The sequence below is a fragment of the Aneurinibacillus sp. REN35 genome (genome assembly GCF_041379945.2).
Taxonomy (GTDB): Bacteria; Bacillota; Bacilli; order Aneurinibacillales; family Aneurinibacillaceae; genus Aneurinibacillus.
Genome location: NZ_JBFTXJ020000011.1, coordinates 41,619 through 55,125, shown reverse-complemented (window position 1 = coordinate 55,125; position 13,507 = coordinate 41,619). Strand labels below are relative to the sequence as shown.

General features: G+C 41.5%; 17 protein-coding genes and 1 pseudogene. 2 read left to right on the top strand and 16 right to left on the bottom strand.

Translation table 11 applies throughout. From position 1 onward, the window contains the following. Nucleotides 1–228: 228 nt before the first annotated feature. The 10 genes from AB3351_RS17890 to AB3351_RS17845 form a co-directional block, all read right to left on the bottom strand. Nucleotides 229–729 carry a VOC family protein gene (locus AB3351_RS17890; RefSeq protein WP_371148515.1) on the bottom strand — a complete coding sequence of 167 codons (501 nt, stop codon included), beginning with the start codon at nt 727–729 and terminating at the stop codon, nt 229–231. Nucleotides 730–1,027: 298 nt separating this feature from the next. Then, nucleotides 1,028–1,768, bottom strand: coding sequence for a YwqG family protein (locus AB3351_RS17885; protein ID WP_371148514.1), 741 nt, complete (start codon nt 1,766–1,768; stop codon nt 1,028–1,030). A gap of 66 nt (nt 1,769–1,834) precedes the next feature. Next, a complete protein-coding gene (locus AB3351_RS17880; protein ID WP_371148513.1) occupies nt 1,835–3,268 on the bottom strand; it encodes a serine hydrolase domain-containing protein in 1,434 nt (477 codons plus the stop codon). Between the two features lie 80 nt (nt 3,269–3,348). After that, the gene (locus AB3351_RS17875) at nt 3,349–4,266 is read right to left on the bottom strand and encodes a sensor histidine kinase (protein ID WP_371148512.1); all 918 of its coding nucleotides are present in this window, start codon (nt 4,264–4,266) and stop codon (nt 3,349–3,351) included. Between the two features lie 21 nt (nt 4,267–4,287). After that, entirely contained in the window at nt 4,288–5,037 is a 750-nt protein-coding gene (locus tag AB3351_RS17870) for an ABC transporter permease (protein ID WP_371148511.1), read from the bottom strand. After that, nucleotides 5,030–5,953, bottom strand: coding sequence for an ABC transporter ATP-binding protein (locus AB3351_RS17865; RefSeq protein ID WP_371148510.1), 924 nt, complete (start codon nt 5,951–5,953; stop codon nt 5,030–5,032). Before AB3351_RS17865 ends, AB3351_RS17870 begins: the two co-directional genes overlap by 8 nt. Before the next feature lie 79 nt (nt 5,954–6,032). Next, on the bottom strand, nt 6,033–6,725 hold the full coding sequence (locus AB3351_RS17860; protein WP_371148509.1) for a response regulator transcription factor: 693 nt from the start codon (nt 6,723–6,725) through the stop codon (nt 6,033–6,035). Nucleotides 6,726–6,750: 25 nt separating this feature from the next. Continuing rightward, entirely contained in the window at nt 6,751–7,038 is a 288-nt protein-coding gene (locus tag AB3351_RS17855; protein WP_371148508.1) for a phosphotransferase, read from the bottom strand. A 1-nt stretch (nt 7,039) separates the two neighbouring features. Next, nucleotides 7,040–7,234: a hypothetical protein gene (locus AB3351_RS17850; RefSeq protein ID WP_371148507.1), complete on the bottom strand. Its 195-nt coding sequence runs from the start codon at nt 7,232–7,234 to the stop codon at nt 7,040–7,042. A gap of 33 nt (nt 7,235–7,267) precedes the next feature. Further along, complete coding sequence (locus AB3351_RS17845; protein ID WP_371148506.1) at nt 7,268–8,230, bottom strand: helix-turn-helix transcriptional regulator; 963 nt, start codon at nt 8,228–8,230, stop codon at nt 7,268–7,270. Nucleotides 8,231–8,338: 108 nt separating this feature from the next. On the opposite strand from AB3351_RS17845, the gene AB3351_RS17840 reads away from it, so the two are divergent. Beyond that, nucleotides 8,339–8,797, top strand: coding sequence for a GyrI-like domain-containing protein (locus AB3351_RS17840; protein ID WP_371148505.1), 459 nt, complete (start codon nt 8,339–8,341; stop codon nt 8,795–8,797). 76 nt (nt 8,798–8,873) lie between these two features. Continuing rightward, a pseudogene (locus AB3351_RS17835) lies at nt 8,874–9,008 on the top strand (phage tail protein); the annotation flags it as partial. Nucleotides 9,009–9,159: 151 nt separating this feature from the next. Here AB3351_RS17835 and AB3351_RS17830 read toward each other — a convergent pair. The 6 genes from AB3351_RS17830 to AB3351_RS17805 form a co-directional block, all read right to left on the bottom strand. Continuing rightward, on the bottom strand, nt 9,160–9,744 hold the full coding sequence (locus AB3351_RS17830) for a TetR/AcrR family transcriptional regulator (RefSeq protein WP_371148504.1): 585 nt from the start codon (nt 9,742–9,744) through the stop codon (nt 9,160–9,162). A 37-nt stretch (nt 9,745–9,781) separates the two neighbouring features. Next, on the bottom strand, nt 9,782–10,567 hold the full coding sequence (locus AB3351_RS17825) for a DNA alkylation repair protein (protein ID WP_371148503.1): 786 nt from the start codon (nt 10,565–10,567) through the stop codon (nt 9,782–9,784). A 14-nt stretch (nt 10,568–10,581) separates the two neighbouring features. After that, a complete protein-coding gene (locus AB3351_RS17820; protein ID WP_371148502.1) occupies nt 10,582–11,010 on the bottom strand; it encodes a VOC family protein in 429 nt (142 codons plus the stop codon). A gap of 195 nt (nt 11,011–11,205) precedes the next feature. Then, a complete protein-coding gene (gene rlmH / locus AB3351_RS17815; RefSeq protein WP_371148501.1) occupies nt 11,206–11,685 on the bottom strand; it encodes a 23S rRNA (pseudouridine(1915)-N(3))-methyltransferase RlmH in 480 nt (159 codons plus the stop codon). A gap of 258 nt (nt 11,686–11,943) precedes the next feature. Continuing rightward, the gene (locus AB3351_RS17810) at nt 11,944–12,165 is read right to left on the bottom strand and encodes a CxxH/CxxC protein (RefSeq protein ID WP_371148500.1); all 222 of its coding nucleotides are present in this window, start codon (nt 12,163–12,165) and stop codon (nt 11,944–11,946) included. A gap of 102 nt (nt 12,166–12,267) precedes the next feature. Then, nucleotides 12,268–13,491, bottom strand: coding sequence for a S1C family serine protease (locus tag AB3351_RS17805; RefSeq protein ID WP_371148499.1), 1,224 nt, complete (start codon nt 13,489–13,491; stop codon nt 12,268–12,270). Between the last annotated feature and the right edge of the window lie 16 nt (nt 13,492–13,507).

Sequence of the window (13,507 nt, the reverse complement as noted above, 5' to 3'; positions counted from 1 at the left end):
AGATTAAGGAAGGCGGGAAGATGTTCCTGTATCAGCTTCTCGATGCACCGGCTGTACTTCGGGTGAAACGGCGGCCTGCCAGTAAAGTCAGTTATATCGACTTTCTGGACAGCCCCTTAAAAACCATACGTTTAATTTTACAATTCATGTTCTTCTTTCTCATCACTATTTCTAATAGGGTCCAAGCCACATCTGTTGTTGGGCAGCATAAATATCCCTATAGCACCCCTAGCCTTCATACGCCTGTTTTAATGTTTCTATGTCGATTTTACTTGTTTGGAGAAGGGCCTTCATAACCCTTTCTGATTTTTCTACGTCAGGATCGCTTATCATCTCAGTTAGTATGGCGGGAATAATTTGCCACGACACGCCGTACTTATCCTTCAGCCAACCGCACACTTGAGCCGTTTCATCCCCGCCTTCGGAAAGCCTTTCCCAATAATAGTCCAATTCTTCTTGATCATCACAATTAACGATAAAAGATATTGCCTCTGTGAATTTGAATTGCGGACCACCATTTAACGCTACGAATTTTTGTTCTTCCAATTGAAATTCCACGGTCATTACCGTTCCCTCTGCTATACCATGAATTTCATACCCTTCTTTACCACGACGAGTTATTCTTCCGATCTTCGAATTTTTAAAGATAGACGTATAGAACGTGGCTGCATCTTCGGCTTGCGTATCAAACCACAAATTCGCTGAGATTTTCTGAACTTTTTTATTCATATTTCCCCTCCTTCTCTTCATGCGCGTTAACAGAACACTACCGATTCATAAGCTCATAGTAGCACGAAAAATAAGGTAAGGTTTCTTCTCGATTGCTCTATATTTAGACGAATCGGTTGTTTGACGTATATTATTTTTAATATTAATATAATTATGAAGTGAGCGAGTTGACGATCATCCATAATCTGGATAATTTGATTTGCTTTCATTTTAATTATCACCTTCCATAATGTTATGTACATACATAAAAAGAGTGAGAGTAAGACCTCACTCTTAAAAAACATAAGATTAATTTCCTTTAGCCTGCATCAGACTTTAGCCTACTAAAATCTAAATTCCTCAGTCGTTCTGTTTCGATAAATATCATCAATTTGTCGCCGTCATGCCAGCACCACTCAAGATCATCATCTGAATCAATTGTTAGCAGTGGAATCCATTCTGCTCCAGGTGTTGGATCATATGCTAGTGAGCAATATGAAGGGTAGCCTAGAAGATAATCTGAACTTTTATGTAAAGAATCACGTATTTCAGTGTATATGTCATTCTGATCTTCCTCGAAAGGCCAATCATTCACCTGGTATTCGTCATAAGGGATATCAATCGTCGGGGAAAACTCAATCACAGTAGGCTTGCCAATATCAGAACGCAGCGGGAATATAGTCTCTAGCTTCGTAGATTCAGGGATGTATATAGCATGAATATATCCGTCCTCATACGTCTCCAGATAACAGTCACCATCAGGATTAGTACCTGCTACAAAAAGACTTAGGATTCCTTTCGATGGCAAATTTGCTTCAGTTGATGGAATTTCTGCAAAATTAATTTGACCAAGGAAGCGATAAGGCTTCCCCTCATAGGTAGGCCATTCGCTACCAATCGGTAAATCGGGGGCTCCACCAAAACGGCTGCAGCCCAATCGTGGTTTGGCATCTTTATTCTTTAATATATCAATTGCTGGTCTCAAAACTTGACCTAGATATTCTTTATGGCTTGCGATATCTGACTGTTCAATCACCTCTAAAAAATTGTTCTTATTCATTTTACCCTCCCTACGTATGGTTTCTTCTAGTCTATACTGTCATGGTTCACTTATATGGGTATCCCATTATCTATACATTACTCGAAAAATAACAATCATAAGATTGAATAATGACACAATTACAAGCAAGATAAAAATGCTCGGCATCATCAGGATAATTCCTTCCCAGCTAATTACTCTCCCACCCCCAATAAACGTCAGCAGTTTCGGCAAGAAAATCAATAAGCATACAGGAATCAATCGTAACACCAGATAAAGTGCAGACCGCCATTTTGGTCGGGTTTTAACTTTCTCCACCCCACGATGTAAACGCAGTAGTTGGCGAATCCCCAAAACAATGGCTACGATAATTAACGCCCCTGCTACTATCTCAAAAAGTTGATTGTTATAAAAAGTCTCATCCGGTGATTGGTTTGTTAAAATTTTTGCTATGCCATCGATAAAGGAATAATAATCAACAAACGAATTCAATCCACTATTGAATAGCATCACAATTCCATAGCCTTCAGTTGGCAATATCAATGCTTCTGATTTATATGTCCATAAAATTCCGCTATGCTGGGTCTGTTTTTCACCCTCATCATCCTCGAAGATATTCCAGCCCATTCCATAAGATATCTTAGAGCTTGTCGGCATGTGCATGGCTTGAATCCCGTTGCTGCTAAGGAGCTGGTTATTATTATGCATACCATCGTTTGATTGTATAAGTAACCACTTAGCCATATCCTTTGCACTTGAAACCATTCCTGCAGGCCCGTCTACAAACCAATCCGGTTCATCTTTGGCCACTGGTTTGCCAAATAAAAAATAATGCCCACCAACTACTTTGTTACTTTTATTAAGTTCTTTCGTATTTGCGACATTAAAGGTTTGTTTCATCCCTAATGAGGCAAAGATGTGTTGCTCCATATACTCCGAAAATTTCTTTTTACTAACAACCTCTACGAGAAGTGCAAGCAGTTGATAATTCGTGTTATTGTACTGATATTCCTTTCCAGGTTCACTTGCGAGGGATACATTTTTTAATAGCTGGATTACTTCTTGAAATGATTGAGGCTGGGGATCAAGAGTCATATCGGGGTACACCTTATCAGTTAAACCACTAGTATGATTCAATAAATGCCGTGGAGTAATTTTCGAACCTCTTGGATCGTTTATTTTAAACGATGGTACATATTCATTAAAAGGCTTATCTAATTCGATCTTTCCCTCCTCTACAAGCTGCATGACAGATAATGCTGTAAAAGCTTTGCTTAATGAAGCGATAGGAAATGGCGTATCCGCTGTAATCCGATGATGATTTGCAGTTCTTCCATAGCCATTTATAAAAATAACCGTATCATTATGAGTAATCGCAATAGATGCACCAGGAATATTGTTCTTTTCCAGTTTTGCTTGAACATATTGGTCAATTTCATGCAGTTTATTATTTATGTGTGCTTCGGTTTTATTTTCCTCAAAACACAACAAAGTTCCCCAAACAATTGGAATGATTGACAATATTAATCCTATCTTTTTTATCTGTTCCCGAAGTTGCATGCCCTTAATTGTACGTCACTCCCTTTATGTAACGGCTATATTTATCCCCGGGTATTATGTGCTTTGATTTTCCACTCACATATCATATATAATTGGTTCTCTTTCAATTCCGCAGAGAGACTTCCATTCATTTTTTCCATTAAACTTTTGGCAATGGATAATCCAAGTCCTGTTCCTTTTCCTTTTCTTGCTTGATCTGCTTTATAAAAGCGATCAAACAAGTGGAAGAGTTCTTCTTCCTTTAATTGCGGAGCTGGATTGCTGATCATAAGCAGGGCAGATGACGGAGTACCTTTCAAAGTAATGGTTACATTTTCAGTTGAATGCTTTAAAGCATTTGTAACCAAGTTTTCCATTACCCGTTTTACTGCTGAGGAATCAGCCTTCATCCATATTTTATCCTCTGGAATGTTGATAGTCGGCTCTATCTGCTTTTGATTGAATTCTTCGTAAAAGCCTATCAACACCTCTAAAACTAGCTCATTCAATTGAATCCATTCTATCTCTAATGAATAATCTGTTGACTCAATGATGGATAGCTCAAAAAAGTCTTCCAGTAATACTTTTAATCGTAATGCTCCATTTTTTACAGTTAGGAGATGCTCTTTTCTTCTTTCGGGGGTTAACTCATCATCCTCTAAAAATTGTATATAACCCAAAATAGAAGTCATCGGCGTTCGAATGTCATGGGAAATATTTGAAATAGCCTGCTTTAATTCATTCTCTGTCCGTCTTTTTTGTGCAATCGCCTGCTTTGTTTCATCTATTTGAAGATTTATTTCCTTTGCAAGTTCCTCAAAGTCTTTGTCATAAAAGGCAAGACTTATTTTCTTATCTGTTTTATTGTGGTGTCTCTCCTGTAACTGTTCAGTAACACTTCGTATTTCTTTTTTCAGGAAAAGAAGGCGGATGAGAAAAAGTAATGCCATGCAAACCAAAAATATTAGTACATACTTCATTTTCCTCACCCACCCATTCGTTTATTTTATTTCTTTTTTATGGAATAAAACGCTGCCCAAAATCCCGAAAGCGACAAACGTTACAATCGGTACCAAGAACAGCTTAATCATTTCAGCACCATGAATAATGTCTGCATTTGCAACGTCTACAAATAACTTAAAGACAGAATAATTGAATATAACTTCAAATACCGGAGATACTTGAGCCAATAAATATAAGAAACTATCAATAAGAAGGAAAAAGATAAGCATAAAACCGATTGCCTTTCCACTATCCGTAAAAATTGTGGCAAGCAAGGCCATGATCGAGGCAAAAGCGGGCACATAAAGGATCGTTAATCCAATTGTTTTAGCAAAATATCCGATCTCCGGCATCCCATTGAAATGAAGGGAAGCAGAGACAGCTCCTGTTAAAACAATTGGAAAAATTAATGAAAGCGTAATGGCCCCAATAGAATAGACAATCAATTTTGCGAGATAAATACAAACCCTGCTATTCCCAGAAGAAACAATACTTTTCATGGTTCCGGTTGAATATTCGCCTGAAATAAAGAAGCCAGCCAGTATACAAGGAGCAAGCCTTAGCACGTAGTTATTTCCATCTAGAATGGTTCTTTGATAAAAATCACTTACTTTAATCGTTTCTGCCCCTTCATCAAACATAATCAACAGAGGATATAAGAGGCTAACAGCCACCAGAACAATGATCAATGTCCAAAGTGATCGATCCTTTTTCAGCTTATACCATTCTGCCATAATAAGATTACTCATGCTCAATACCCCCAATACGATTTATGAAATAAGTTTCCAAATCCTGTCCCATTGGCATAAGTTGCTCAATGACCAGACCTTCATGTACAAGAATGGAAGAAACCTTTCCAGGGGTATCAACATAGTCGAATAGTTTAATGCAACCATCTGGCATGACTTCAAAGTCATTTGTTGAAAGACTTGATTCGATAATAGCAGCAGCCTTTTCCGGATGGTTTACTTTGATATGCAAAAATTGCTGACACTTTGCATGTAGTTCTTCGATCGTTACTTGTTCCAATAAATGGCCTTCATGAATAATCCCATAATGGGTCGCAAGCAAATAAAGCTCACTCAATATATGGCTGGAAATTAAAATGGTCATTCCATATTCCTGACTTAGTCTTTTCAATAGTTCTCTTATTTCGATGACTCCCATCGGATCCAGCCCATTGATAGGCTCATCAAGAATTAAAAATTCAGGATCTCCAAGCAAGGCGATGGCTATTCCGAGCCTTTGTTTCATACCTAATGAAAAATTTTTTGCCTTCTTTTTTCCTGTATCCTGAAGACCTACCATTGCAAGCATTCTTTCTACACATTCTTTGCCTGGAATTCCTTTCAAAAGCCGGTGTGCTTCCAAATTTTCAAAAGCTGTCATATGCGGATATAAGGCAGGTCCTTCAATCATTGTGCCAATCCGCTTCCTCGTTTTAATTAGTTCTGGACCATTGCTGTGCCCGAATAATTCAATCGACCCCGTGGTGGGAGTAGCAAGGCCTGCGACAATTCGAATTAAAGTGGACTTTCCGGCACCGTTTTGTCCAATAAAACCATAAATGGACCCCTTTTCAATGGAAAGGTTCACTTTATTTAGGGCAACTTGATTTTTAAATCGTTTTGTTACGTTACTTGTTTTCAGTACATACTCACCCATTAATTTCCCTCCTCAACATGATGCTTTTAGCATAGAAAGGAAACCTTAGCCAACCCTTAAGCAAAGTCTAAAGAAAACCTTAAGTTTTAAGCCGATATCCCATACCCCAAATGGTCTCAATATATTGTTCATCTGGATTAACGGCTGCCAACTTGCTTCGTATATTGCTGATATGTACATTAATTATATTATCGTCCCCGTAAAACGCCTCTTTCCAAACGCTTTCAAACAAATTCTTCTTCGTGAAAACCTTCTTTGGTGATGACATGAAAAGAACTATAATCTCGTATTCACGTGCTGTAAAATTCAGTTCCCTCCCCTGTACAATTACAGTCCTCGCTTCTGTATCAACTTCCATATCCTTATGTATAAGCCTTTTCGTGTTTGGCAGTTTATTTATTCGTTGGTATCTTCTCAAATGAGAGTCAATCCGAGCAGAAACTTCCTCGATATCAAACGGCTTTGTAATATAATCGTCTGCACCGGTTCTTAACATATCTATTTTTGTTTCTTGATCCAATTTTGCTGAAATGATAATAACGGGAATGTTGTTTTTTTCAGTAATTTCTGAAAGTATTTTATCTCCGGACATTCCCGGAAGCATCAGGTCAAGGAGTATCATATCCCATTCTTTCTTCTCCAAATAAAGCATTGCTTCTGTGCCAGAAAAAGCAGGCTGCGGAAAGTAGCCGCTTTTTCTAATGATGTTGCATAGCAGCTGATTTATATCATTATCATCCTCTACTACTAAAATCTTTACTGGTTCAACCATCGTGTTTTGCCTCCATTTTTCGGCATCATTCTGACAGGACTAGGTCCAGCCAGGATTTCGCTTCTTGATACAGAACTGGATTGTTTGCCGGCGTGTAGTACGCCAGAATTGCCACCGCCTGCGATACGACCCATCCGCGCGCTCTTGCCCACGTCGCGTCGTCTGTAGGAAGGCATTCGCGGAACGCATCACGGGCCGCAAGCGAGTGTAACTTCCATGCGACCATGACATCGCATGCAGGATCACCAATGCCCATGGTTGCCCAATCGATCACACCGGTGATGCGTCCATCTCGTACGAGCCAGTTACGCACGTCAAGATCGCCATGATGCCAAATCGGCGGGCCATCCCATGGAGGCGCAGCAAGCGCTGCTGGATCGCCATGGAACCGTGCCAGCAGGCTCGATCCGTCCCAGAGGCAGTTCTGCCCAGTGGGGAAACTGGGCAACAAGCAGACGACGCACAAGTGCCTCATCAATTTCCATTTCGTCTACGTGCATCTTCTCCACCATTTGTTTTCTCCTCCTTTAAACCGGCACTACTTATGGGCGGTATAGAGATACTCTCTCTTGTAAACCTTCCAAGACTTCATCTGGCACTTCCCTTACCTTAATATCCCCACCCAAAAAAAGCATCCAATTCGTCATTTCGGTCAATTCTTCGAGATGATGAACGTTGATAAAAGCCTTTAGAATGGCTGTGGTTTGGTAAGGATTCGTATACGAAATGGATACTTTCAAAGGATGGTATTTTTTGAACTGGGCTATCGCCTTTGGACCGAGTTCAAGGACAAGATTAATTGCTTCTTCCTGCTTACCTAGTTTTTCCAAAATCTTTTTTCTGCTTACTTTTTTTTTCGTAGCGTACAGTTGAACATCTGTGAGATTGTCGACAGGGAAAATCCTCTTCTTTTCATCCTTTAAGTCAAAACCTTCTATCAACCAAAATCCTCTTTCAAGATAAAGATGCAAAAGATAAATGAGATAAGACTTTATTACCTTCTCTTCTTTGATGGTAATCAATAAATGGGTATCCAGGAGAAGGATCTGGATAAGTTTTTCTAACATAGGGTGGGGAAGGTCCGAAAGCTCAAGCAGGTCAGGATTATGGGGGTTAGTCCCTTCAAAAAGCAAGATTTGATTTAAAAGAACAAGGTCATCTTGCTGGTTTTCTGAGATAAGACCCAGTAATTTTTCAGCTAAAGAATGACGGCTCTTTAGATAAGGGAGTTGTTGATTTCTGGTGGCCATAAAGGCAATAAAAAGAGCTTTAATCTCATTATTGGTAAAGCGAATAGTCGGCAAGACAGAGTTATTCATGACAAAATAACCCCCATCTCTCCCAACTTCAGCGACAAGCGGCATTCCCATGGCTTCAATTTCTCTGATATCTCTAATAGCTGTCGAACGAGAGATGCCAAATTCCCGCATGATCTCAGAAATGGTAAAGTGAGCGCGGTTGTTGATATACCGCATCATCGTATTAATCCGTTCAACTTTTTTCATCGGGACTCCTAAACAGTACCATTTTTTGACACGATTTAAGACTATTATAAACTCATCAAGTGAAAAGACAAATTATTTGATTAATTTTAAAAAAGGAAGGGTTTGAATATGACAAATTATATTCTTGAAGAAAAAGACAGCCTTACTGTTTTAGGTATTGGAACTGAGCTTACGAGCGATTACACAGACTATGCTGGCATAAATAAGGAAAAGGCAGACTTCTGGCAGGCAATCAAACAAGATGGAAGGCTTGATACGTTAAAAGCCATCGCTGCAAATAACTATATTTTTGTCGTGAACGAAGCGGTGAATAACAAGATGATGCACTATGCTGGTGTCATGACAGAAGCATTGGTACCAGAGGAATCGAGAGTAATCCAATTCCCTAAGGGAGAATACTTAGTTGTGAAAGGCGAAGAGAAAACGGCTGAAGAATTGAGCAATAAGCTTACTGGCATTGCATTCGGTCAAGTCTTACCGGAAGCAAAGAATTTTGCCTATGTTGGTGGGCCAAATGCAACAGTTGAAATAGGACAACGAAATGGATTCGTATATGGAGAAATGTAGATTCCAGTTGTCAGAAAATAAGGAGATAGAAGGAAGGATGGAAATGTCCTATATCGTTGACTTTAAAAATGTATCTACTGTTGGTTTTAAGCTTTCTGAGGGAATGGAGGTACCAAAAGAGTTAGAAGGGAAGTTTAAGTTTGCCAGGCAGAAGTCTAAACTGGCTGGAACCATTCGAGGCTGGTTTTTTGTCATTAAAGGGGAATATTAAAGGGAGCAAGAGCAGAAATAAAACATCGTTTAATTATGATACGGTTCACAGTTTAAGGTGCTCTCCTTTACATTTTCCGGAAGAGCAGTGTTAGGGGCTGTGATACACGCTATCCGCTCCCCTAACCTCAACTCTTCAGACGATTGAATCGTCATTGTTTCAATCTTTCCAAGAATACGCTAAGTACCTTCATCGTCCCATCGAGAGCATTAGGCTGCGAGGACTCGTTGGCAAGCCAGAGCGCCGTCTCATTCAAACCACCCGAAATAAAATGGGCCATTGCATCAAGAGGAACCATCCGAAAGTATCCTTGATCCTGCATAATTTCAAGTTGCCCCCTCAATAAACGCATGGAATGGTTTTTGTCCATCTCTCTCCATACTTCCCAGCCAAGAATTGCAGGACCGTCGATTAACATGATACGCCTGTTTCGCTCTTCAACAGCAGCGATAATGAATGCGCGGCAACCCAAGTAGAGTTGCTGCCATACATCTTCACTTGCCGATGCCTCCTGCTCCACCCTTTCGGCAACCTCTCGCTGGACATCTTCTAGTACGACTCGAAACAATTCCTTCTTGTTGCGAAAATGATGATAGACCGCTCCCCGTGTCAGATTCGCCTCATGAACGATCGATTCCAATGCCGCATCAGCATAACCGTATTCGGTAAAATGACTTCTAGCCACATCGATCAGCTTACGAATCGTTTCTGCAGTCTCTGCTTTGTTTCTTCTCATAATCGGTTCGTTCTCTCCATTCGCACTACATTTCATCTCATTTTCTTATTGCCTGTAACATTGCCAATGCATCTGGGTCTCCAGACTTTGCTAACGTTCTCAAAGCATGCCGAACCATAATCGGGCTATGCTTCCACCCGGTATTCAGCTTGTTAGCCATCCAATTTATTGTGATCTGCTTGTAATCCTTCGTCAAGTCATTCAAATGATTTGCTACTGACCTTCTGACATAAGCCGAATCATCATCCAGCAATGGCTCAAGTAGAGCAAAATTTCGCACGGGATCACCATCTAACACTTCTATCCGCTTTGCCCATGGAAGACGAGGACGAGTCCCTTCACTGACTAAGCGACGCACATGAAAATTAGGATCGGAAGCCCACATAGATAATACTTCAAGACATTCCTCCGAATAACGGAGGAGATACGGACGGATGGCATATTCCGATGTATGGCGTTTTGTAATTTCGTACATCGCATCCATAGAAATACGAAAATGAGTAAGACCATATTGTTCCACAAAATAGGCGATCGGCATCAGGAAGTAACCCTCGGTGAACATCCCCTGCTCACTTTCATTCTCAGGGCCCAGGATTTGTAATAAGATCTCCAATTGATCAGGATAATCCAGCGGTAATGCGCAATGCAGCTCTTCAGCTATCAACCGGACCCTTGCTTTCAACTCCAGCGGTTCTGTCTGTTCCGCTACTCTATTTACAAAACTGTCGACCGGGAAACCCGGATAATAAGGCTTAATTAAATGGGCTAGTCGTACAGCCAGCTCCCCTCCAAAATAATTCTTCAAAGGTACATGTGCACCCATGCAAGTATTCCCCCCTATTTCCAAACCTCTTCGGAATACTGGGTACTAAAATCGTTTGAGGGCGGGATGACAGTAATGATATCAATCAATACCCCATTAGGATCCGAAGTAATGAAATGCCGCTGTCCAAAATCCTCGCTCCGAATATCCAGTTCCAATGGCAGCTTTGCTCCTCGAATGAGACGTTCGTATTCAGCATCAACATCGTCCACTTCGAAATTAAGAATCAGCCCTCTTACTTTTATCCGGTATGCGTCGGGAATAGTCGGATGAGAGGCGTCAAGAATAGCCAATTCGTACGGCATGTCATTGCCTGGCATTTTGAGGCTGACATACCAGTCCGCCTCAAATACCTTCTCACATCCAAAATGATCCTCGTAAAATGCTGTCGTAGTAATAACTTGATCTGTTAAAATGACCGGATAAAAACTGGATACTTTCATAATATTTCCCCCTCGGTTATGATAGTATCGATTTTAACATACATTCTGTATGTATGTAAATGGTGATCATTAGTCTGACTATCGCCGTATCTCTACTTATTTCGGAGGAAAGTACCGGTGGTTGCTATTTCAATAGATTTGCTCTGCCCTCTTGTGACTGGAGTATGGCTCCTTTTTCGAAGAGTTTTTAGCCGTTCACTTATGGTACGGTTCCCCTCGATTAATCCGAAACCCACGATACACCTGCTCTAACAGTATCAAGCGCATCAACTGGTGAGGAAACGTCATCTTCGAGAATGACAAATACTCATTGGCCCGGCTCAGCACCGCATCCGAGAGACCAAGCGAGCCCCCTATAATGAAGGCAACCGAGCTCTTCCCATACGTTGCCCACGTATCCAGCTTCTTTGCGAGCTGCTCAGACGACCACAGCTCGCCTTCGATCGCAAGGGCGACCACATGCTGGTCCTGCTTCAGCGCAGCGAGAATTCTTTCCCCTTCTTTTTCCTTCACCTTCAGCATGTCAGCCTTGCTTAAATTCTCCGATGCTTTCTCATCCGCTACCTCGATCAGCTCGATTTTCGCATAGGCTGATAGCCGCTTACGATACTCATCAATCCCCTGCTTCAAATACTTTTCTTTCAGCTTGCCGACCGCCACAATGGTTATGTGCATATCTTTTACTCCTTGCCTTTTTCACACTTTTTGAAAAGTTATCCCCCGTTTATTCAGAGTTATTAACATTCTGTGGATAACTTACTTGTGAATTTATTGTAGAGGAAAACATTGGATTTACCTAGTGGTATCAAGGGTTTTAACACAGCACAAATGTTTGCTAACATGTGCATAACAAGATTTACACACATCTATACACAAGTTATTCACAAAAATGACATCTCTTTGTTTCTCTTCAAATCTGTGCATACTTTTCCTTTATACTAAGATGTACACAGGTGACTGTTCACTGTAGCGGCATGTATGCGGAGCCTTCCAATCAACCAACTCCTGCTTTACTTCGTCAATTTTGTATACGTCCGGTGCTTCCTCATACTCATCTACAAAATCATCAAGGGCAACTTCAAGCTGATCCGCTGCACACGCGATGAAGCGGTCGCCTCCATTTGCTAGATATTCTTTTTTTGCAGTATCCATCATAAAATGATTCCCTCCGTATCCATGTATTTCGCTTTCCTATCATACCTTATTTTTGCCTTTCCATACAAAAAGCCGGGAACATGCCCCGGCTTCTGCTTCCTGTTACTGCATTTCCTGCTTAACAAGCGTGACGTCTACACTCTGCTGCTTGCCTGCGCGATAGAATGTTACCTTTACTTTATCCCCAATGCTCTTCTGGAATAAATATTTGCGCAGCTGTGCCTGGCTCTGGATCTTCTGATCATCAAGCTGCACGATGACGTCATAGCGCTTCAATCCGGCTTTATCAGCCGGGCTCATCGCCTGTACCTCTTTGACTACGACTCCGCTCTCAACGCTTTCTGGCAGCTGCAGCGGATCTTTGTATGCTTCTGTTGGCAACGAGGAGAGATCAATCGGTGTAATACCGATCATCGGACGTTGGACGGACTTGTATTTGATTAGATCATCAATAATTTTGCTGGCGTCATCAATCGGAATTGCGAAGCCCAGTCCTTCCACACCTGTTTTTGAAATCTTAAGGCTATTGATACCGATTACCTGACCGGCAATATTCACCAACGCGCCGCCGCTGTTCCCCGGATTAATGGCTGCGTCTGTCTGAATGACATTCAACTCCAGATCGGTTTCATTATCTCCGTTTACATCAACAGGCATCGTCCGCTCAACGGAACTAATAATCCCCTGGGTAACGGTGCGGGAGAAGGCAAGGCCGAGCGGGTTGCCGATTGCGATGGCCGGCTCTCCTGCCCTTACTTTCGATGAATCACCGAATTCGGCAACCTGTTGTACCTTAGAGCCATCAATTTCAAGCACCGCAAGGTCTGTCAGCGGATCGGCTCCCACTACTCTTGCATCCAGGTTTTTCTCACCCCTTGTAAGCGAGACCTGAACGCGTTCGGCACCTTGGATGACATGGTTATTCGTTACGATATATGCCTTACCTCCGGCTTTACGGAACACAATTCCTGATCCTGTACCCGCTTCGCCTTCTTCCGTCTGGCCAAAGAAATCACGCGAACGCTGTATGTTGATGACACCAACGACCGCATTCTCTACTTTCTGCACAGCATCCACTACGCCGCTGCTGACTTCAACCGAATAGTTCGCTTGCTTGCCACTCGGCGTAGGTGTCTGCGTCGGCTGCTCAGTAGTAGGTTGGTTCCATCCTGGTAGGTATCCTGATTTGGATAAGGTAGGGACCATCATCAATACGATGATCCCGCCGATAATAGCAGAAACCAGTGCAATGAAAAACGTGGAAGCGCCGCTTCGTCTGCCGCTTTTCTTACTATTATCGTAAAACTCATCATCATAGTAGCCCATTGCGCTGCTCCTTTCT